This is a genomic window from Parabacteroides sp. KHUB-02, from assembly GCF_056640955.1.
On sequence record NZ_JBWQEV010000001.1, the window covers coordinates 3,203,338 to 3,223,192 of the forward strand.

The window sequence follows — 19,855 nt, forward strand, 5'->3', positions numbered from 1 at the left end:
TGGAAGGGTTGCAAGTATCGAAGAAACGCGTACCTTTGCAAATGACTAAAAGAATCGATCGTTTAAACTAGTCGTTTCATCTAATGAAAAATATTTACTAATCATACAAACTTTACTCTTCTATACTAATGTACGCACGTACATTTTATATCTATATCAAAATATAACACTTTGACATTTTGTATTCTTAACTCCCGGAGAATCGACTTTTTCAGGCTCACCCGATAAATAGTGAGGATAATCTCGCAATGTACTTTTATCTACACTTCAATTTGTTTATCACACGTTTCACGTCGGCCAACTTGCTTTATGTCAGTGATATGTTGTAAAGGATGTGAAAGGGAGCGCAGAGATGCCTACGAAGAGTTGTTACCGTTGAGCCTTTCTATTTAATACAAACATTATCGGCAGTAGCTTGCTCTATCTGCCCATGAAATCGTTTCACGGTTGTGATACAATCTTTTCACCTATGCGAAACGATTGTATCACGTAGGTGAAAAGATCTCTTCACGAATGTGAAATGATCAGATCATGTAGTGCCTGGCCATACTATCCCTTGGTGGAATATACATTCAGGAAAATTATCCCCACGATTTATCGGCTGATCCGGTATTTGAAGTAGTTACATTATGCCTCTCAAAAAACACGTACGAGTTTTTCGAAAAACATGTACGTGTTTCCGAAAAACTCGTACGTGTTTTCTTAAAAGCTAAAACGATGCCTATCCTATTAAAAAAGTAGTATCTTTACAACCGGAAGACAGGGTGCCCCGTCTTATTATACTATTATTCATTATTAATCACTGAAACCTATAAACACTATGGGAAAATTTATCAATCCCTTCACCGATTTCGGCTTCAAGCACATATTCGGTAGGGAAATGGACAAGGACATACTAATCGAGTTCCTGAACGACCTCCTCGAAGGGGAGCATACGATCATGGACTTGAGAATCATGAACAATAAGCGATTGCCCGAGACAGAGCAAGGAAGGAAAGTCATCTTCGATATCCATTGCGAGACCGACAAGGGCGAACGGATCATAATCGAGATGCAGAACAGGGAACAGCCCCACTTCAAGGACAGGGCCTTGTATTACCTCTCGCACTCGGTGGTGGAACAGGGTATAAAGGGAACAGGGACTATGAGCTGGCGGCCGTGTACGGAGTATTCTTCTTGAACTTCACGCTGGACGAAGAGAACGGGTCAGACAAAAACGGGAAGGAGGGAAAATTCCGAAGGGACATCATATTGGCGGACCGGGAGACCGGACAGGTATTCAACCCCAAGTTCCGCCAAATCTATATTGAGCTTCCCCGATTCAACAAAGAGGAGGAAGAATGCGAGACCGATTTTGAACGTTGGATTTATGTACTAAAGTATATGGATACATTAGACAGAATGCCTTTCAAGGCACGCAAGGCCATATTCGAGCGGTTGGAACGCATCGGATCCATGGCGAACCTCACCCCCAAACAACGGGCGCAGTACGAGGCGGAGTGGAAGATGTATAATGATTATTACAACACCTTGGACTTCGCCGTCGAGAAAGGCATGAAAAAAGGGATGGAAAAAGGATTGCAGGAAGGTTTGCAAGAAGGTTTGCAAAAAGGAAAAGCAGAAGGACGACAGGAAGAGAAACACTCCATAGCACTTAATCTTAAGAAATTAGGAGTTAGTATAGAGCAAATCGCCTTTGCCACCGGCCTCTCCATAGAAGAAATAGAGAAACTATAATAATCTGAGACCTTTCGCCTGATCAACAACTGATTAGGCGAAAGGACAACTCCCATCCCTCACACCCCAACCATTGTTCGCAAATTATTGTTACCTTTGTACGACAACTATAAGGATAAAACGATATGACAAACGAGAGACCGTTGATTCTGATCACGAATGATGATGGCGTATGGGCCAAAGGTATTAACGAATTGATTGAGTGCCTGAAAGATCTAGGCGATTTGGTGGTATTCGCTCCCGATGGACCTCGTTCCGGGATGGGTAGTGCCATTACATCTTTAGTTCCTATCAAGTATACCTTGTTGAAAAAGGAGGAAGGACTTACCATCTATAGTTGCACCGGGACACCGGTTGATTGCGTTAAATTAGCGATTAATGAGGTTTTGGAGCGCAAGCCCGATCTGTTAGTCTCCGGTATCAACCACGGGGGGAATATGGCTATCTGCGTAAATTATTCCGGAACGATGGGTGCCGCCGCCGAGGGCTGTATTTTCAATGTCCCTTCCATGGGTGTATCCTTACTGGACCATGCGGCTGATGCCGACTTCTCCGAATGCTGCCGTCTTGGACGTATGCTGGCACGCCGGGTATTAAAAGAAGGCTTACCGCACGGAACCTACTTAAACCTCAACGTGCCGAAGCTACCGCAAGTGAAAGGGTTGAAAGTTTGTCGCCAAGCGGATGGTCGTTGGGTACGTGAATTCAAGCGTTCCGAGAACGCCAGCGGAGAGCCCGTATTCTGGTTGACAGGAGCTTTCGAAAGCGCCAAACCCATCCACCCGGACAATGATATGCTTGCGCTGGACAGCGGATACGCCTCCCTAGCCCCCTGCAAGATTGACGTTACGGACTACGACTTCATGACCACCCTAAACAACTGGATCCTTTAATTTTCAATTCTCAATTTTCAATTCATGAAGTATTACCTGATAGCCGGAGAAGCCTCCGGAGACCTGCACGCCTCGAATTTGATGGCAGCCTTGAAAGAGAATGACCCGAAGGCCGAGTTCCGCTTTCTGGGCGGCGATCTGATGAGAGCCGTCGGAGGAACTCTTGTCAAACATTACCGGGAGATGGCGTTCATGGGCTTTATCCCGGTATTGCTGAACTTGCGCACCATCTTAAATAACATGAGGACGTGCCAAGAGGATATCCGCCGCTATCAGCCAGATGTCGTCATCTTAATTGACTACCCGGGATTCAACCTGAAGATCGCCAAATATGTGAAAACCCAATTGGGTCTCCCGGTATATTACTATATATCCCCCAAGATATGGGCCTGGAAACAATACCGCATCAAGGACTTCCGGCGTTATGTAGATCGTATGTTCTGCATCCTGCCGTTTGAGACCGAGTTTTTCCGGAAGCTTAATTATTCGGTAGATTACGTAGGAAATCCTTCTGTAGACTCCGTCGCCTATTACAAGGAGCATCAAGCGATTCCCAAAGATGCATTTATCAAAGAGGAAGGATTGGCCGACAAGCCTATCCTCGCCTTGCTATCCGGTAGCCGCAAACAAGAGATCAAGGATAATTTACCGACCATGCTGAAAGTAGCCTCCGCATATCCCGACTACCAGCCGGTAATAGCCGGAGCGCCGGGCATCGATCCCGCCTACTATCAAGAATACATAGGCTCTTATCCCGCCAAGATCGTGTTCGGTAAAACCTATCCCTTGCTACAACATAGCGCCGCCGCCTTGGTAACCTCCGGCACGGCAACCTTGGAAACCGCCCTGTTCCGGGTTCCGCAAGTCGTTTGCTACTATGTCGTGGCCGGACAGTTGGCCAGCTTTATTTTCAAGCATTTCTTCCATACGAAATACATATCCCTCGTGAACCTGATCGGGGGACGGGAGATCGTACAAGAACTATTCGGAGCCCGCTTCTCCGAATCGCAAATACAAGACGAGCTAGGACGTATCCTACAAGATCCAGCCTATCGAAAACGAATGCTAGACGGATACGACGAGATTATCCATACGCTAGGAATGCCCGGGGCTTCAAAGCGTACGGCACGGCTAATCGTTGAATCCCTTGGTTCTTAACATCTTTTATTAACGTCTTTTGCAGCATTTCACCCCGAACTTACATCTTTCCTCATAGAACGATGAAATGTGAACTTTTTAAGAAACAAAAGGAATGAAGACGTTGAGAGCTTTTTTATTGGTTATCGGGATCGCTTTAGTATCCCTCACCCTACCCTCTTGCTTAGATGACGATGACTCCTATTCTTTAGGTGATATCTGGATAGCGGTCGCTACCGTAGTACCGGAAGGTAATAACGTATATTACTTACGGCTGGACGACGGAGATAAGCTATGGCCCGCCGCCACGAACTATCCGAACTATCAGCCGAAGCCTAACCAACGTGCCTTGGTGAACTTCACGATATTGGCGGATTCCACCCAAAGTAATCTAGGAGGTTTCTCCCATTATGTCAAGGTTAACGCGATCCATAACATCCTTACGAAATCCATCGCTAAGAACGAGGGAGCGGCTAATGATTCTATCTATGGTACGGACCCGGTAAGTATTTATGAGAATAATATGTGGATCGGAGACGGATATTTGAATATCTATTTCGAGACACTCTGGGGAGGCAAGACCGCCCACTTTATCAACCTGATCCAACCGGATGCCGAGAATGATCCTTATACGCTGGAGTTTAGGCATAACGCTTACGATGATCCCCAATATACGATCGGGGCCGGACGTGTGGCGTTCAACTTGTCTTCCTTGCCGGATACCAAAGGAGAGACGGTCGATCTTGTCGTAAACTATTGGACTTCCGAAGGAAAACAGGCTTATAAATTAAAATATAATTCGGATAAGACCAAAATGGAGGATACTTCGCAAGGCTATACGAACGATAGTATCTCCAATATAACAGACATGAAATAAACCTTCCCACATAACTTTTATTTTTATCATTTAGTTCAGGAGGAGAGGCGTCGAGATGATGCCTTTCTTTTTTTTGTATTTTTACGCTACAAGATGCAACGGTCAAGGCATCACTCTCGTTTATATAAACAAATGGACAAAGTAACCGAACATCTGATCGAGGGTTGCCGCCGGGGAGACCGGAGCTCGCAACTGAAGTTGTACAAACAATACGCACAGCGATTGTATATAGCCTGCTTGCGTATCGTAGGCAACTCATCCGAGGCGGAAGAAGCCATGCAGGACTCGTTCCTCAAGATCTTCACACGCTTGGACCAATATCATGACGGGCAATGCTTTGAGGCATGGATGCATCGCATCGCCATCCATACGGCCATCGATTATGTACGCCGCCAAGCACCGGACCAAGAGGAGCTTTCCGACAATCTGGCCGAACCGGAAACGGACGGACCGGACGAGGAAGAAATCCAATATTCCGTGGCACAGATAAAGGAAGCTACCAAGAAGTTGCCGGCAGGCTACCGCATAATCCTCTCGCTTTACCTCTTTGAGGGATATGATATGGAAGAGATCGCCTCTATCCTGAAAATTCAACCGCCAAGCGTCCGTAGCCAGTACCTACGCGCCAAGCGGAAATTGTTAGACATTATAGCAGCCAATTAAACATGGATAAACTAAAGAATTTCATAGACGCGAACCGTGACGCATTCGAGGAAGATGAGATACTTCCCGAAGGCCACTTCGAACGTTTCGAGCAAAAGCTGCCGAAGCCACGGAAGAACCGTGCGGCCTTATACAGCCTTTCGGTCTTTGCCATAGCTGCCTCTATCGCTTTGTTGCTCTTATTCCGCTTGCCGGGAGGGACCGGTCTGCCGGAACCCGCGCAAAAGACCACGGCCCAGACCTGCGAGACCCAAGAGGAGATCGAGGAACTACGCCTATATTACAATATGCAAATGAACGACGTATTGGCGCAAATGAAGAAGTTGTATAAACAGGACCGGACACCGGGAGCGGAGGAGTTATTGCAAGAGAGCAAACGGATCCTCACGGATAATTATATGTTCGAGGAAACGATACTCCCTACCTTGCCTTGTTCCAACGACGGTCTTTTCGCCATGACCCAACATTACAGCAATAGCTTGGAGGGCCTCACGCTGATGCTTAAACAAATGGAACAAGTCACGGATAACCAGAAATAGTAATAACAATTAATACATATCAATCATGAACACGACACACGTAAAATTGAGTCCCGCCGTATTGCTGACTTTCGTATTGCTGCTATGCAATCTATCGGCAATAGCTAGGCCACAAGAGAAGATCAAGAAAAAAGAGATATCCCAATCCTACAGCGTAAGCGCCGGTGATCGTCTCCAAGTAGAAAACCGTTATGGAAACATCACCGTTACCCACTGGAATCAGAATACGGTAGCTATACGGGTTGAGGTAGAATGTAAGGCTCGCAGCGAGGAACGTGCTCAAGAGAACTTGGACCGTATCCAAATCGAGACCAAGAAGATAGGTGGTATTGTCTCAGCGGTCACTACGATAAAGAAGGAGATGAATAGCAATTCGAATAATGAGTCCATGACGATCAATTATTATATCCAGATGCCTCCTAAGCTCGCCGCAGACTTGAACCAGAAATACGGAAACATCAACTTGCCAAGCGATAATAACGGCAACATGGATATCCATGTAAAATACGGCAACCTGAATGCGGGTAATTTCACAGCCAACGCAATGATAGAGGCCAAATATGGTAACATCGAGGTAGGAAATCTGCAGGACGCCCAACTGGATCTGGGCTACGTAGGAACCGCCAAGATTCGCAACGCTAAAGATTTAACGATAGACAGCAAATATTCCAATCTGGATATACAGGATATACAATCTTTACGCATGGAGATTAAATATGGTAATCTCACCATTGAAAGCGTAAGCAGACTAGACATGGAGATTAAGTACAGCGACGCTAAAATCGGGACCCTTAAGGATGCATTGAATGTAAGTAGCCTTAGCTATAGTAACTTAAAGATACGGAACTTGTCTCCCTCTTTCTCGAAGGTGAACGTAGAATCCCATTATGGGAATTTAGAGGTAGCGCTTCCCGCAAAAACTTCTTTCCGGATAGTAGCGGAGAACATGAAGTATTCAAGCTGCGACGTGAACGGTTTCAATATCACCCGCAAGCATTTTGACGATGAGGATCGTGACAAGAATTACACCTATGAGATTAATGGTGGAAAGCAACCGACGATTCACTTCGAAGGAAATCGTTACGGAAATCTAAAAGTCAAGACCAATTAATCAGTTGTAGAGACGGGGCGTGCCCCGTCTCTACAACCGGATATTTTTATTTTGAGGTGTTTTGCCGGCGTATCTATTTTCTCTTCAACCAGTTATCGAGTTGTGTAAACAGGAAGAAACAAGAGATCCCGGAAGCAATCGTTAAAACAATCGGGAAATAGGCTCGCAAAGAACCTAAAACCGTTTCCGCCCCGCCCGGAGAAAGCTTAACCAAATACAAGATGCCTACTAACACAAGCATATAAGCGACAAACATGCTAAAAATGCCTACAGGTGTAAACCGTTTCTTGATATAGTACTTATATACCCGCTTCTTCTCTTGTATAATCAATGCCATAATACGGGAGTTTAATGAGGCCGAAGGTTGTTCCGCCGTCCCTCGCATCAACTTACGTGTCAAATGATCAATATCTTTCTCATTCATATTCATAACAAATCAGCTGTCTCTAATTTCATTTTATCTTGCAACACTTCATAAAACCGTTTCCGCCCACGGAATAGTTTTACTTTCACATTAGAAGCGCTCAATTCAGTGATCTGACAGATCTCTTCCACCGAGCATTCCTCCAAATAATAAAGAGTAAGCAACAAGGCCTCATCAACCGGAAGCTTTTTCAGCGTACGTGCGATCATCTCTTTCCGGTCCTCACGCTCTAATAAAGCCGTAGCCGATTCAACTTCGTCATTCGAAAGGTCTACAGGGCCCGCCTCCTCATAACTCACGAACATACGCTGTTGTCTCAAGGCCGTCAACGCCGTACGATACACGATCCTATAAAACCATGTTGAGAACTTACTATCGAAATGAAAATCGGAAAGAGCACGATACATCTTCACGAACGCATCCTGTACAGCCTCTTCTGCCTCCTCGCGATTTTCCAAGATACGAAGAGCGATGGTATAAGCCATCTTCTCATACTTCGCGACAAGGCAGGAGAAACTTTGCGTGTCCCCTGCCAAAATACGTTCTATCCACTTTCGCTCATCCATCCGGTATCGTTTATTCTTCCAGACGCATTTTCTTCTCGTCTTCCAATCTCTCCTTCTCCATTAAAGAACGGGAAAGAAAGAAATAAATTATAAAAGCTACTCCACCGAACATAATCGTAATAGCCGGAACTAACAAAAAGAACCAATCGCTATCGTAAGTGAAAGCAGAGTCGACCATCATACCGACAATCACACCCAATGACAAACCGATCATAAAAATACCGTTACGCAGGGTATTATAACGATTAGGCCTTCTCTCGGGCCGCATAGCCTCTTCCAACACAATTCCTTTCTCAATCATCGCCATCTTTTCCTCATGCTTACTTTTAATGGTCATGTAACTAGCGATAATACCTAACAATACCGGCATACCTACCGCACAAATAACACCTAAAATAGGAATCCACAACTCGTTCATATCTTTTATTCTTTAAAGGTTTAATAAATTATTCGCTTTTATCAATAAGACATGAGCAATCACAAATCGGTTACAAAAAAGAGAAGAAATTTTATACATGCACAAATAAAAGAAGCGAACTCCATCCATTTATGAAGTTCGCTTCTTGGGAAAGTTATTTATCGTCTTTTTAGATACTTACGCAAGTTCACCTCTTACGATCTCTTCTTTGTCCTTATCCCAGTACATCGTACGTCCTTCCAGATAAGCGCGAGTACCCATATGAGCGGTCATAGCCTCTTGAAAAGCGGCGTCGATATTACAGCTAGGAGTCTTGCCTTGACGGATACATTCTAGCCACTCACGGATATGCAAGTGAGTCGTATCATAACGTTTACCATTTACATACGTATACAGCAAACCACGTTTAGCGAAATACAACTCCGTAGGAGATGTAACGGAATCCGAGCTATTTTGTCCCGGTACATAGGTATAGAACGGGGTATCTGTAGGAATAATACCTTCCTTGATCTTATCCGCATAACGAGTGGAATCTTGGTCAACCGTAATAGCCAAGATATTGGAAACCTCCATAGAAGCATCATGCCCCATGAACACCTTGCCACGGTTACGGCTACTTGCCAATGTAGCGCTATACAACATCGTCAAGTCACGATCCGGCCACTCGAAAGTAGTCTGCAATACATCAGGTACCGTACGTCCGTCCTTGAAGAAATAAACACCGCCGGATGAAGTAGCGGAATGAGGTATACCCACATGCATGATCTGGTTGACAGCGTCATACTCATGTGTCAACAAGTCACCGGAAAGGCCTGTACTATAATCCCACCAGCAACGCCAGCGGAAGAAACGTTCCAGACTGAACTTGCTACGCTCGTCCGGACCGATATATCTTTCAAGCTTGTTGGATGTCATATAATCCATATATTCCTTAATACGCTCAGGATCACCCTCGAACTGCTTCCAATCAATCGTATTAGGATTAGAGCCTTCGATAATATCATATACCCAAGCACCATTTGGAGAGTTACGGTTCGTACAAACCTCGATCAAGTTAACAGGACCTAATAATCCGTTACCGATAATCTCCTCGGCCTTCTGATAACAGTCGGTCTGACGCCCTTGGTGACCTAACTGAAATACAACGCCGGTCTCTTTGATCACTTGGCGAACCATATACGTCTCAGGAACCGTCCATGATAACGGTTTCTCGCAATATACATGCTTTCCGGCACGTGCCGCAGCCATAGCGATCGTGCTATGCCAGTGGTCCGGACCAGCGATAATAACGGCATCCACATCCGGAGCCGTTACCAACTCTTGATAAGTCCGGTAACGTTTCGGAGCAGGCCCGAACTTACCGCCGCTACCCTCACGATGGATATTGGAACCGGTCAATACAGCGGCCTCACCATATACATCAAATATATCACAAACCGCGGTTATCTCAATATTCAGATCATCTTGCTCCATATATTGCTGATAACGCGTGTCTTTCTTATTCAACTTATTAGCTTCTTTCATCTTATCGATCCAAGAAGGCTCAGCGAAACCTGCGGCACGCATCAATTGCTTTCCACGAATACCGAAGCCGACCAAACCGATACGGATCTTCTTGCCATCGCCTTGCGGCTCCAAATAGGAGGCCTGTCTGTTACTTACCTGAAATACATCTGATATGTTACGGCCTCTTAAAGCGTCTTTCCTTTTTTGGTAAACGCCATATGCCAAAGCACCTAAGATAGGCACTGTAGCCAATGTCTTCAATGTGTCCCGACGTCCTTTATCGGGCATTTGCTCCTGAGAAGGAGTATTCTTTGCATCTTCTGTTGCCATGGGTATCAAATAAATTTAAGTTTATGCAATATCGGACACACACGTCCTAACACACGATCGAATCCTATGATTTGTGATGTAGGGAATACGCACATCAAGCCTAAAGCGGCGAACTCCACAAGGTTCTTGTCAATCCATAAATAAGAGCCTTCAAACGGCATCATATAGCTCGCTCCCACAAAAGAGGGGTGGGATAACGTGTACATAGCGAGAAGAATCATACCTCCAACAGAAGATAAACGATACAAACAGCCTAAAGTCAAGCCTAGGCCGATCAATAACAGAGCCCACTCATTCAAGAGGTTGATAGTTGTCATCAAACTGTCGTCTTGAGTCAATTTGATAAAAAATGAAGCAGCGGGACCCTTTGAATCGAGTAGATAGGGTAGAGATGTCCATTTTGGGTTCATGATTTTTACTAGGCCTTCATACATAAAGTGCCAACCTATAAAAAGACGCAGCATCATCAGCCAAGTCATCTGCGCTTTCGTGTAACCTTGTTCTATTTTCATTTCTTGGTCCTAAAAAATTGGTTTAGAAAAAGTCGATTATTAAAAACACAACACCCGAAGCTAAAATCATAGATTTAGGCCTCGGGCGTTATTTATGCTAAAATGTGCTTGATACGATTAATCCAAAACTTTAACAGTAATGTTACGGAACCAAACATCATCCCCGTGGTCTTGAAATCCGATGAAACCTTCTTTGTTAGCGCCACCGCAATTCAACAACAACTCATAAGCCAACGGCCATTTGTCTTTGCTAAATTTGCTGTTATCCAACATTTCTTTCCATTGCGGAGTCCACAAGTGATACTCAACAACAGGTTCATCGCTATTCAAATAGTGAACAACTGTACCCTTATAGCACATGATCTTACCCTTGTTCCACTCACCGAACGGTTTTGCGTTCTGCGGTTTAGCAGGAATCATGTCATACAAAGAAGAAGATTTACGGTTGCCATCCTTACCTAACTTAGCGTCCGGATGGTTCTCGTTATCCAATACTTGGTACTCAGGAGCAGAGATGTAAGAAGGTTGTCCTTCTACCTCTTGAATCATGATGAATACACCAGAGTTAGATCCTTTACCTACTTTCCATTCGAACTCAAGCTCGAAGTTACCCAACTTATGAGCGAAGATCAAGTCCCCACCGTTGGAAGCACCAGCCTCACCAGCACCAGAGCCATTGATTTTGATCGCTCCGTCCTCGATTGTCCAAGCACCCGGAACGTCAGCACGGTCATAACCTCTCCAGCCATTGAATGTCTTACCATCGAAGATCACATATCTACCCTCTTTATCTTTCGGGAAAGTCGTGATATCTACAGTAGGAAGATCTGTCATGAGCTTGTACTCAGGAGCTGCGGCTTCTGTTGTAGTCTCAGCAGCTGCAGGAGCTTCTTCTGTTTTCTTTCCACCACCACAAGATGTAAAATAACACATCATGATAGCAGCACTTGCTAATAATACTGACTTTTTCATTTTATTTATTGAGTTAAAACTATTATCTCGGCATATCTACCAGCTTCCAACCGTCACGATAATTGTGCTTAATCAAACCTGCAGCAAATTCTTGAGCGTTGATAGGATCCGTCCACACTGTCTTAAATTTCGGGTCGCCATCGATAACCTCGAAGGTATCTTTCTGGATAATCTTGATCGTATCATTCGGATCGATATTCGTAAATCTCATGTTAGGACCATCCCACAACAATTCTTTATTCAATCTTTGTAAACGAACAGCCAATACACCCATTACAACCATTTCATTGAACGGACCAGCCTCCAAGAAGTTAGACTTCGTCTGAACACGGCTACCAGCGCTTTCCTTACAAGCACGGATCCAGTCTTGTTCGTGACCACCCTTCATAGCATCTTTCACACGGCGCAATGTTTGAGGAACGTTCGGTTTACGACCAGATAACAACCATGGGTTAACACCGTAGCAACCGCAGATCAATGTATCTTTCGTACCGTGGAAGATACACAATCCACCACCTTCACCCATCAATTCCTTACCTTGAGGGAATCCTTCTGGACGATCCGGCATCATACCACCATCATACCAGTGAACTTCAACCTCCGGCATAGCTACCTTCGGCATATTATCACGAGCCGGGAATACCAACTTAACATGCTGAGCGTTAGGAGCACAGTCTTGTAATAACAATGTAGAAGAACCTTGTACTCTTGTCGGATAGCCTAAATTCAAGCCTTTGAATACCGGATGCAAGATGTGGCAAGCCATATCACCCAACGCACCTGTACCATAATCCCACCATCCGCGCCAGTTCCAAGGATGATATGTCTTATTAAACGGTCTCAATTTAGCAGGACCCGTAAACAAATCCCAATTCAATGTAGAAGGAATCTTATCTACTTTCTCAGGAGCGTTCAAACCTTGCGGCCAAATAGGACGGTTGGTAGCGCATTCTACTTTAGTAACCTCACCAATCTCACCATTCCAAATCCATTCGCAGATCAAATCTACACCTTCAGCCAATGAAGAACCTTGGTTACCCATCTGAGTAGCTACGTCATACTTCTTAGCCAAGTTCGTAAGCAAACGGGACTCATAAACAGAGTGAGTCAACGGTTTCTGAGTGTATACGTGTTTGCCAAGCGTCATAGCGTCAGCCGTGATCATGGCATGAGTATGGTCGGCGGTAGCTACCAACACAGCGTCGATAGATTTACCCATCTCATCATACATCTTACGATAATCCCAGTATTTCTTAGCTTGAGGATGACGGTCGAATACCGGTTTCGCATACTTCCAGTCAATATCACAAAGAGCTACGATATTCTCGGTAGTCTCCATGTTCTTTAAGTTAGCGTTACCCATACCTCCGATACCTACACCGGCAATATTCAATTTATCAGTTGGAGCGATATGACCATGGGTTTTACCTAGGACCGCACTCGGAACAATAGTCAAAGCTGCTGCGGCAGCCGTACCTTTTTGAAGAAAAGATCTTCTAGTAATGTTTGACATAGTAATAATTTTTTATAGATTAGCACTTAACAATGATATTTCATGTGTCTTTACACCTTTACAGGCAACAAATTGTCGCAAATATAGCCAATGCTGTATTATTGACAAGATCAAAAGACCGCTTTCTTATTTAAAATAGTTTTTTTTAACAGACAGGATAGATCTTATTTATAATTTCATAAATATTATCTATAGGATTGGGGGTATTTTATTAACGCAGTTTGGATATATTTGTAAAAACATGAAAACATATTCATATTAACAACTGTTATCTTAAATGAGAACAACTATATGAAAAAAGAATCTGCATTCATACGAATATATCGCTTTTATCTGGAAGGATTCCGGGAGATGAAGCTGGGCAAGACTCTTTGGCTAATCATTCTAGTCAAATTGTTTATCATGTTTTTTATCCTGAGATTATTCTTCTTTCCTAATTATCTCGGGCAATTCGATAGCGATAGTGAGAAGGAGAACCACGTATCGAACGAACTCATACAACGGGCAATAAATCCTTAAAACATTAATAAATATGATTGAAAACATTGACACTTCATTGATCGATTGGTCGAGGGCTCAATTTGCCCTTACTGCCATGTATCATTGGCTCTTCGTGCCACTAACACTAGGACTTGGCGTTATCCAAGCTATTATGGAGACGATTTATTATCGGACAGGTAATGAGGCATGGAAAAAGACCGCCCAATTTTGGATGAAATTATTCGGTATCAATTTCGCTATCGGTGTCGCTACGGGATTGATCCTCGAGTTCGAGTTCGGAACCAACTGGTCTAACTATAGTTGGTTTGTCGGGGATATCTTCGGGGCACCTTTGGCTATCGAGGGAATTCTCGCCTTCTTTATGGAAGCTACCTTTATCGCTGTTATGTTTTTTGGTTGGGACAAGGTTAGCAAACGCTTTCATCTCGCCTCCACTTGGCTGACGATTATCGGTGCTACTCTTTCCGCTCTCTGGATCTTGATCGCTAACGCATGGATGCAATATCCGGTCGGTATGCATTTCAATCCGGATACGGTCCGTAACGAGATGTTCGATTTCTGGGCCGTAGCCTTATCGCCTGTCGCCATTAATAAGTTTTTCCATACGGTATTGTCCGGTTGGATCGTAGGCGCCTTGTTCGTACTAGGAATCAGCTGCTGGTATTTATTAAAGAAACGGAATACCGAATTCGCTTTGTCAAGTATCAAGGTCAGCGCTATATTCGGGTTGGTAGCCTCCATCCTTATTATCTGGACGGGTGATGGCTCCGCTTACCAAGTCGCTCAAAAGCAGCCGATGAAACTAGCCGCCATGGAAGGTCTTTATGAGGGTGGCAACGGAGTAGGACTCGTAGGTATCGGCATCTTAAATCCGGCAAAGACGAGTTATCTGGATAACCAGAACGCATTTATTTTTGACATTAAGTTCCCCAAGCTCCTCTCCTTCTTAGCAGAACGTGACATCAACGCATACGTTCCGGGTATCGTAAACTTGATAGAGGGAGGCTATACGACCAATAAGGGAACGGTAGCGCTCTCCGCCAAAGAAAAAATTGAGAAAGGTAAAGCCGCTATCAAAGCGTTAGCTGATTATCGTAAAGCGGTCAAAGATAAAGATACCGCAGCCGCCGGGCAATACAGGGTAACTTTGGAAGAGAATTTCCCCTATTTCGGATATGGTTATATTAAGGATCCGGCAGAGTTAATCCCGCATGTAGGATTGACATTCTATTCTTTCCGTGTGATGGTGATCCTTGGTTGTTTCTTCATCTTACTATTCATTATTACGTTGATATGGGATAAAAAAGGGAAAATCGCTAATACACGTTGGTTGCAATACGTGGGCCTATGGTCTATACCTTTAGGATATATAGCGGGACAAGCCGGTTGGATCGTAGCGGAGATAGGACGTCAGCCTTGGGCTATACAGGATATCTTGCCGACCAGCGCTTCGATATCCAAGTTAAACCCGTCCTCGGTACAGACCACTTTCTACCTGTTCCTTATCTTATTTACGATCCTGCTGATCGCAGAGATTGGAATCATGGTTAAGGCCATCAAGAAAGGGCCGGAAGCTGCCGCCCACTAATTTTCAATTTTCAAATATCAATTCTTAATTAGAAAGTCCTATGGATAGTACATATATATTGTTACAACATTACTGGTGGTTTCTGGTATCTCTACTGGGAGCGCTATTAGTATTCCTTCTTTTTGTACAAGGAGGCCAATCTCTACTCTTCACTATCGGCAAGACGGAGATACAGCAAAAAATGTTATTGAACTCGACCGGGCGTAAGTGGGAGTTTACTTTCACTACGTTGGTCACTTTCGGAGGTGCTTTCTTCGCCTCTTTCCCTTTATTTTATTCCACAAGCTTCGGCGGAGCCTATTGGGTATGGATGCTGATCTTACTTTGCTTCGTGATACAAGCTGTATCTTACGAGTATCAAGCGAAAAAAGGCAACTTACTCGGGAAAAAGACGTATCAAGTATTTCTTATGATCAATGGTATAGCAGGTCCGATCTTACTCGGAACCGCTGTAGCGACCTTCTTTAACGGCGCCGAATTTATTGTTAACAAAGAACAGTTGACTGATGTAGCCATGCCCGTCATTTCCACGTGGGCCAATCCTTGGCATGGATTAGAGGCGGCTTTGGTATTTTGGAATTTGTGCCTAGGACTGGCAGTTTTCTTCTTGGCACGAGCTCTGGCCCTACTCTATTTTATCAACAATATCGATGATCCAGAGATTGTCGCTAAAAGCCGGAAACAATTGATACCGGAGACAATCTTGTTCCTCGTCTTTTTCTTGACATTCTTGATCCGTTTATTGTTGGTGGACGGTTTCGCTGTAAACCCGGATACCGGAGAAGTATTTATGCAACCGTATAAGTATTTTATGAACCTGATCGAGATGCCAATCGTGTTAGCTGTATTATTGATTGGCGTGGTTGGCGTGTTATTCGGCATAGGGAAAACGATATTCTCGAAGACTTGGAGAAAAGGCATCTGGTTCGCGGGAGCAGGGACTGTCTTGACCGTATTAGCTTTATTACTTTGCGCAGGATGGAATAATACGGCTTACTACCCATCTTTGGCGGATCTACAAAGTTCATTGACGATCCAGAATAGTTGCTCAAGCCCATTCACGTTGAAAGTAATGAGCTATGTATCTATTCTCGTCCCATTCGTATTAGCCTACATTTTCTATGCTTGGAGAGCGCTTGATCTACATAAGATCAATAGTAAGGAAATGCAAGAAGGAGGTCATACCTATTAAATAATGTGCCAATTAAATAATATGCCAATGTGCCAATATGTCAATGTGCCAGTGAGAATGCAAGTGATAGTATCTTAATTGACACATTAGCATATTGGCATATTGCTACATTGGCACATTAATTTATTGCCTTTGGAAGTCCGCCTCTTTTGTCCACTTAGGCATCTCATCATTGTTGGCGATAACTAAACCGATACTAAACATTAAGTTCATATCTTCCATAGCCCCATCAAAATCCCACCAAGATTCATCATACTCATCATTCGGTTGGTGATACCGGTAAACTTTCGGTTTAGCCTCATGGCGTGCTTTATCCACGTAATCCTTACCGCCACCAACTAAAATCGTAGGTACGCCTTTTTTCACGAAATTAAAATGATCGGAACGGAAATAACCACCCGCAGGATCTTCGGTAATAACCTTCACGGTCCGTCCTTGTGCCGAGGCCATAGCGATCACCAAGGCATCTGTATCCGTCTTGCCCGCTGCCCGGAGAGAAACATCATGGGTTCGCTCACGTGGGGCCGTGCCGTCAAAATTCAAGTTAATAGCTGTTTTAGATAACGGGAACAAAGGATGCTCACAATAGTACTGAGAACCTAATAAGCCACATTCCTCGGAAGTCACCGCCACGAATACGATAGAGCGACGAGGACGAACAGGCAATGATTGATATTTCTTAGCTAATAGTATTAAGGTAGCCACACCCGAAGCATTATCACTAGCGCCATTATAGATACTATCCCCATCTATCGGAGTACCGATCCCAAAATGATCCCAATGAGCGGTAAAAACCAAGTATTCATCTTTCAAGTCCGTGCCCGGTAAAACAGCCGCCACATTATGAGACTCGCCTACGGTCATCTTTACATTTAATATAACCTTACTCTTCGCCTTCATCGTAAAACTCTTGAAACCCGGTTTCTTCGCCGCGGCAATCGTCTCATCAAAATTCAATCCGCTAAGGGCGAACATTTTCTTGCAAGCCTCCTCCGAGAGCCATCCCTTCATGCCCAAAGCTTCCGCATTCATTGTCTCCGAGCAAAGAGCGATATTTGTCTGCACGTGAGAAGCCTGACAGACCTTCCAACCATACGAAGCGGCCGCCTCGTTATGAAGAACCAATAAACCTGCGGCACCTTGGCGTTGCGCCTCCTCGAACTTATAAGTCCAACGACCATAATAGGTCATGTTCTTTCCGCGAAACAAAGACGCGTCATAAAAACCGGGATCATTCACCATAGCGATAACGATTTTCCCCTTCACGTCTACATTCGCATAATCGTTCCAACCATATTCCGGCGCATTAATACCAAACCCACAGAACACATAATCCGTAGTAGGGATAACTACCTTTTCAGTCCCCCGGTTCGTCCAAACGACAATATCATCCGAGAACTTCAAATCCATAGAGTCTTTCGCGCATTTCACCGTGATCTTATCCTTTACCGGACGGGTAAAAGTAGATATTTCCTTCACCGGCTGGAAATAACTATCGCCATTAGCAGGCTGAAGACCTAGTTTCTTAAATTCATCAGCGATGTAATGGATTGTTTTCGTCTCATACTCGGTCAAAGGCTTACGCCCTCCGAACTCATCCGAGCCTAAAGTCTTTACTCGTTCCTTAAAAAAAGCCAAATCTTCCTCATAACTCTGGGCCATAACAGATACGCCCATAGCGAGCATCAGGAAGAAAACAGAGATAAAATTCTTGTTCATAATCGTAGATTGTTAAATGACATAATTTATTAGATATAGGTATTTAGATTTCAAAATAACAATAAAAAAAGGAAACGGCGAAGCTCACGCTTGGCCGTTTCTACATTTAACCGTTTTAAACAAAAAGAAAAAGTTAGTTAAGGCTTAGAAAAAAATATCTTAAGTCTATTTACCGACTGTATATTCGCTTTCCCGAAGGACAGCAAACAAATATATGGAATCCACCTCATCCTGCATACATTACACTTTGTTTTTTTGTTATTTTTCACAGAACAGAAATGCTTTTGTATTATCTTTGCACTCAATTATTCCCATAGACAACAAATGGCTGATTTTGATATAAACATATTGGGATGCGGTTCCGCATTGCCCACGACACGCCATCTGGCGACTTCTCAAATAGTAGATTTACGAGATAAACTATACATGATCGACTGCGGGGAAGGCACGCAAGTGCAAATGCGTCGTATGCGTATAAAATTCAGCCGTTTAAATCATATCTTCATCTCCCACCTACACGGAGATCATTGCTTCGGGCTACCGGGATTGATCTCTACATTAGGTATGCTGGGACGTAATGGAGAACTTGTTATTCATGGGCCGAAAGAGATCGAGAGCTATATGCGTCCGGTACTTGATATCTTTTGCAAAGGGTTGCCTTATGAGATCCGTTTTAACTTAATCGACCCGACAACTCATTCGTTGGTTATGGAAGATCGCTCCTTAAGCGTTTATTCCATTCCGTTAAAGCACCGTATACCCTGTTGTGGCTATTTATTCGCCGAGAAAGCCAAAGAAGCGCATATCATCCGGGAGATGACAGATTTCTATCAAGTTCCCGTCCGTATGATGCAAGAGATCAAAAGGGGCGCTGATTTCGTCACCCCGGAAGGAGAGGTAATCCCGAATGCCCGCTTAACCCGTCCTGCCGTCGCTCCCAAACGGTATGCTTATTGCTCGGATACAGCTTTTCACCCATCTATAATCCCCATCATTGAAGGGGTGGATTTATTATACCACGAGGCGACTTTCGCTGAATGTGACGCCGCACGTGCGAAAGAGACCTTCCACTCTACCGCTCGCCAAGCGGCCGAGATTGCTTATAAAGCCCAAGTGAAGCGATTGGTTATCGGTCATTACTCGGCTCGTTACGAGAATATGGCACCGTTAAAGAAAGAAGCAGACAAGATATTTCCCGGCACGATCTTAGGAGAGGAAGGTATGAGGCTTAGCGTATAATCATACATCCGTTTTACGAAATAAAGCTAATTACTTTCTAATATGCGGAAAACTTTCTACATTTGTACGAATTTAGGGACAAGTAAATGAAGCTTATACATATCATCGCTTTGGCACTTGCATTCTCCGCAAGTTATCCGGTTTACGCGCAAGCTAATAAATCGGGAGTCAAGACATTTACTTCTAGGCAAGAAGATCCCTCTCCTATCGAAATCACGGCCTACGAGAATCGCATCAAGGTAGAGAACGCTCCTGTCGGGAGTATCTTGGAAATCTACAGTGTCGTAGGCATCAAGGTGAAAGAAATCGAAGTCAAGCAGTCCACCGCCGAATATGTCGTAGATATCGCAAAGGGATATTATATCATCCGCATTGGCGATACGGTACGCAAGGTGGCGATACGATAAATAAAAGCCCC

19 protein-coding genes and 1 pseudogene are annotated in these 19,855 nt (G+C 44.1%); 12 read left to right on the forward strand and 8 right to left on the reverse strand.

What is annotated here, in order from left to right:
• Positions 1–820: 820 nt before the first annotated feature.
• The 7 genes and pseudogenes from ACYIA1_RS14075 (at position 821) to ACYIA1_RS14105 (ending at position 6,957) form a co-directional block, all read left to right on the forward strand.
• Positions 821–1,737, forward strand: a pseudogene (locus ACYIA1_RS14075) (Rpn family recombination-promoting nuclease/putative transposase).
• 125 nt (positions 1,738–1,862) lie between these two features.
• A complete protein-coding gene (gene surE / locus ACYIA1_RS14080; RefSeq protein ID WP_480335588.1) occupies positions 1,863–2,630 on the forward strand; it encodes a 5'/3'-nucleotidase SurE in 768 nt (255 codons plus the stop codon).
• 24 nt (positions 2,631–2,654) lie between these two features.
• Positions 2,655–3,788, forward strand: coding sequence for a lipid-A-disaccharide synthase (gene lpxB, locus ACYIA1_RS14085; RefSeq protein ID WP_057328043.1), 1,134 nt, complete (start codon positions 2,655–2,657; stop codon positions 3,786–3,788).
• A 94-nt stretch (positions 3,789–3,882) separates the two neighbouring features.
• Positions 3,883–4,644 (forward strand): NigD1/NigD2 family lipoprotein, encoded by a 762-nt coding sequence (locus ACYIA1_RS14090; RefSeq protein ID WP_005866685.1) that lies wholly within the window; start codon positions 3,883–3,885, stop codon positions 4,642–4,644.
• A 132-nt stretch (positions 4,645–4,776) separates the two neighbouring features.
• Positions 4,777–5,307 (forward strand): RNA polymerase sigma factor, encoded by a 531-nt coding sequence (locus ACYIA1_RS14095; protein WP_005861098.1) that lies wholly within the window; start codon positions 4,777–4,779, stop codon positions 5,305–5,307.
• 2 nt (positions 5,308–5,309) lie between these two features.
• Positions 5,310–5,846, forward strand: coding sequence for a hypothetical protein (locus tag ACYIA1_RS14100; RefSeq protein ID WP_008773924.1), 537 nt, complete (start codon positions 5,310–5,312; stop codon positions 5,844–5,846).
• 25 nt (positions 5,847–5,871) lie between these two features.
• The gene (locus ACYIA1_RS14105) at positions 5,872–6,957 is read left to right on the forward strand and encodes a DUF4097 family beta strand repeat-containing protein (RefSeq protein WP_044545239.1); all 1,086 of its coding nucleotides are present in this window, start codon (positions 5,872–5,874) and stop codon (positions 6,955–6,957) included.
• 73 nt (positions 6,958–7,030) lie between these two features.
• Here the strand turns inward: ACYIA1_RS14105 and ACYIA1_RS14110 are convergent, their stop codons facing one another.
• The 7 genes from ACYIA1_RS14110 to ACYIA1_RS14140 form a co-directional block, all read right to left on the reverse strand.
• Complete coding sequence (locus ACYIA1_RS14110) at positions 7,031–7,381, reverse strand: hypothetical protein (RefSeq protein WP_480335591.1); 351 nt, start codon at positions 7,379–7,381, stop codon at positions 7,031–7,033.
• 2 nt (positions 7,382–7,383) lie between these two features.
• A complete protein-coding gene (locus tag ACYIA1_RS14115; protein ID WP_044545237.1) occupies positions 7,384–7,947 on the reverse strand; it encodes an RNA polymerase sigma factor in 564 nt (187 codons plus the stop codon).
• Positions 7,948–7,957: 10 nt separating this feature from the next.
• Positions 7,958–8,365, reverse strand: coding sequence for a DUF6249 domain-containing protein (locus ACYIA1_RS14120; RefSeq protein WP_008773927.1), 408 nt, complete (start codon positions 8,363–8,365; stop codon positions 7,958–7,960).
• 177 nt (positions 8,366–8,542) lie between these two features.
• On the reverse strand, positions 8,543–10,201 hold the full coding sequence (locus tag ACYIA1_RS14125) for a Gfo/Idh/MocA family protein (RefSeq protein WP_005861085.1): 1,659 nt from the start codon (positions 10,199–10,201) through the stop codon (positions 8,543–8,545).
• Positions 10,202–10,206: 5 nt separating this feature from the next.
• Positions 10,207–10,713, reverse strand: a complete 507-nt coding sequence (locus ACYIA1_RS14130) for a DoxX family membrane protein (RefSeq protein WP_048927913.1) — start codon at positions 10,711–10,713, stop codon at positions 10,207–10,209.
• A 117-nt stretch (positions 10,714–10,830) separates the two neighbouring features.
• Positions 10,831–11,685, reverse strand: coding sequence for a 3-keto-disaccharide hydrolase (locus tag ACYIA1_RS14135; protein WP_005861081.1), 855 nt, complete (start codon positions 11,683–11,685; stop codon positions 10,831–10,833).
• A gap of 22 nt (positions 11,686–11,707) precedes the next feature.
• Positions 11,708–13,198, reverse strand: a complete 1,491-nt coding sequence (locus tag ACYIA1_RS14140) for a Gfo/Idh/MocA family protein (protein WP_036615329.1) — start codon at positions 13,196–13,198, stop codon at positions 11,708–11,710.
• A gap of 291 nt (positions 13,199–13,489) precedes the next feature.
• Here ACYIA1_RS14140 and ACYIA1_RS14145 point away from each other — a divergent pair, with 291 nt between their 5' ends.
• From ACYIA1_RS14145 to ACYIA1_RS14155, 3 genes are read left to right on the forward strand one after another with little or no spacing between them, the layout of a single operon-like run.
• Positions 13,490–13,717, forward strand: coding sequence for a DUF4492 domain-containing protein (locus ACYIA1_RS14145; protein ID WP_005861078.1), 228 nt, complete (start codon positions 13,490–13,492; stop codon positions 13,715–13,717).
• A gap of 13 nt (positions 13,718–13,730) precedes the next feature.
• Entirely contained in the window at positions 13,731–15,287 is a 1,557-nt protein-coding gene (locus ACYIA1_RS14150) for a cytochrome ubiquinol oxidase subunit I (RefSeq protein ID WP_480335596.1), read from the forward strand.
• A 40-nt stretch (positions 15,288–15,327) separates the two neighbouring features.
• The gene (locus ACYIA1_RS14155; RefSeq protein WP_005861074.1) at positions 15,328–16,479 is read left to right on the forward strand and encodes a cytochrome d ubiquinol oxidase subunit II; all 1,152 of its coding nucleotides are present in this window, start codon (positions 15,328–15,330) and stop codon (positions 16,477–16,479) included.
• Between the two features lie 123 nt (positions 16,480–16,602).
• Here the strand turns inward: ACYIA1_RS14155 and ACYIA1_RS14160 are convergent, their stop codons facing one another.
• Positions 16,603–18,198, reverse strand: coding sequence for a M28 family peptidase (locus tag ACYIA1_RS14160; RefSeq protein ID WP_480335598.1), 1,596 nt, complete (start codon positions 18,196–18,198; stop codon positions 16,603–16,605).
• Between the two features lie 324 nt (positions 18,199–18,522).
• Between ACYIA1_RS14160 and ACYIA1_RS14165 the strand changes: the two genes are divergently transcribed.
• Positions 18,523–19,437 (forward strand): ribonuclease Z, encoded by a 915-nt coding sequence (locus ACYIA1_RS14165; protein WP_057328035.1) that lies wholly within the window; start codon positions 18,523–18,525, stop codon positions 19,435–19,437.
• 86 nt (positions 19,438–19,523) lie between these two features.
• Complete coding sequence (locus ACYIA1_RS14170; RefSeq protein WP_259012110.1) at positions 19,524–19,844, forward strand: T9SS type A sorting domain-containing protein; 321 nt, start codon at positions 19,524–19,526, stop codon at positions 19,842–19,844.
• Positions 19,845–19,855 lie beyond the last annotated feature (11 nt).

What these genes read in the sequence shown, in the direction of transcription:
- ACYIA1_RS14105 (WP_044545239.1), top strand. Translation starts at nt 5,872, where the DNA reads ATGAACACGACACACGTAAAATTGAGTCCCGCCGTATTGCTGACTTTC.
- ACYIA1_RS14115 (WP_044545237.1), bottom strand. Translation starts at nt 7,947, where the DNA reads ATGGATGAGCGAAAGTGGATAGAACGTATTTTGGCAGGGGACACGCAA.
- ACYIA1_RS14125 (WP_005861085.1), bottom strand. Translation starts at nt 10,201, where the DNA reads ATGGCAACAGAAGATGCAAAGAATACTCCTTCTCAGGAGCAAATGCCC.
- ACYIA1_RS14130 (WP_048927913.1), bottom strand. Translation starts at nt 10,713, where the DNA reads ATGAAAATAGAACAAGGTTACACGAAAGCGCAGATGACTTGGCTGATG.
- ACYIA1_RS14100 (WP_008773924.1), top strand. Translation starts at nt 5,310, where the DNA reads ATGGATAAACTAAAGAATTTCATAGACGCGAACCGTGACGCATTCGAG.
- ACYIA1_RS14140 (WP_036615329.1), bottom strand. Translation starts at nt 13,198, where the DNA reads ATGTCAAACATTACTAGAAGATCTTTTCTTCAAAAAGGTACGGCTGCC.
- ACYIA1_RS14095 (WP_005861098.1), top strand. Translation starts at nt 4,777, where the DNA reads ATGGACAAAGTAACCGAACATCTGATCGAGGGTTGCCGCCGGGGAGAC.
- ACYIA1_RS14165 (WP_057328035.1), top strand. Translation starts at nt 18,523, where the DNA reads ATGGCTGATTTTGATATAAACATATTGGGATGCGGTTCCGCATTGCCC.
- surE (WP_480335588.1), top strand. Translation starts at nt 1,863, where the DNA reads ATGACAAACGAGAGACCGTTGATTCTGATCACGAATGATGATGGCGTA.
- ACYIA1_RS14160 (WP_480335598.1), bottom strand. Translation starts at nt 18,198, where the DNA reads ATGAACAAGAATTTTATCTCTGTTTTCTTCCTGATGCTCGCTATGGGC.
- ACYIA1_RS14110 (WP_480335591.1), bottom strand. Translation starts at nt 7,381, where the DNA reads ATGAATGAGAAAGATATTGATCATTTGACACGTAAGTTGATGCGAGGG.
- ACYIA1_RS14120 (WP_008773927.1), bottom strand. Translation starts at nt 8,365, where the DNA reads ATGAACGAGTTGTGGATTCCTATTTTAGGTGTTATTTGTGCGGTAGGT.
- ACYIA1_RS14155 (WP_005861074.1), top strand. Translation starts at nt 15,328, where the DNA reads ATGGATAGTACATATATATTGTTACAACATTACTGGTGGTTTCTGGTA.
- ACYIA1_RS14170 (WP_259012110.1), top strand. Translation starts at nt 19,524, where the DNA reads ATGAAGCTTATACATATCATCGCTTTGGCACTTGCATTCTCCGCAAGT.
- ACYIA1_RS14150 (WP_480335596.1), top strand. Translation starts at nt 13,731, where the DNA reads ATGATTGAAAACATTGACACTTCATTGATCGATTGGTCGAGGGCTCAA.
- ACYIA1_RS14090 (WP_005866685.1), top strand. Translation starts at nt 3,883, where the DNA reads ATGAAGACGTTGAGAGCTTTTTTATTGGTTATCGGGATCGCTTTAGTA.
- lpxB (WP_057328043.1), top strand. Translation starts at nt 2,655, where the DNA reads ATGAAGTATTACCTGATAGCCGGAGAAGCCTCCGGAGACCTGCACGCC.
- ACYIA1_RS14145 (WP_005861078.1), top strand. Translation starts at nt 13,490, where the DNA reads ATGAAAAAAGAATCTGCATTCATACGAATATATCGCTTTTATCTGGAA.
- ACYIA1_RS14135 (WP_005861081.1), bottom strand. Translation starts at nt 11,685, where the DNA reads ATGAAAAAGTCAGTATTATTAGCAAGTGCTGCTATCATGATGTGTTAT.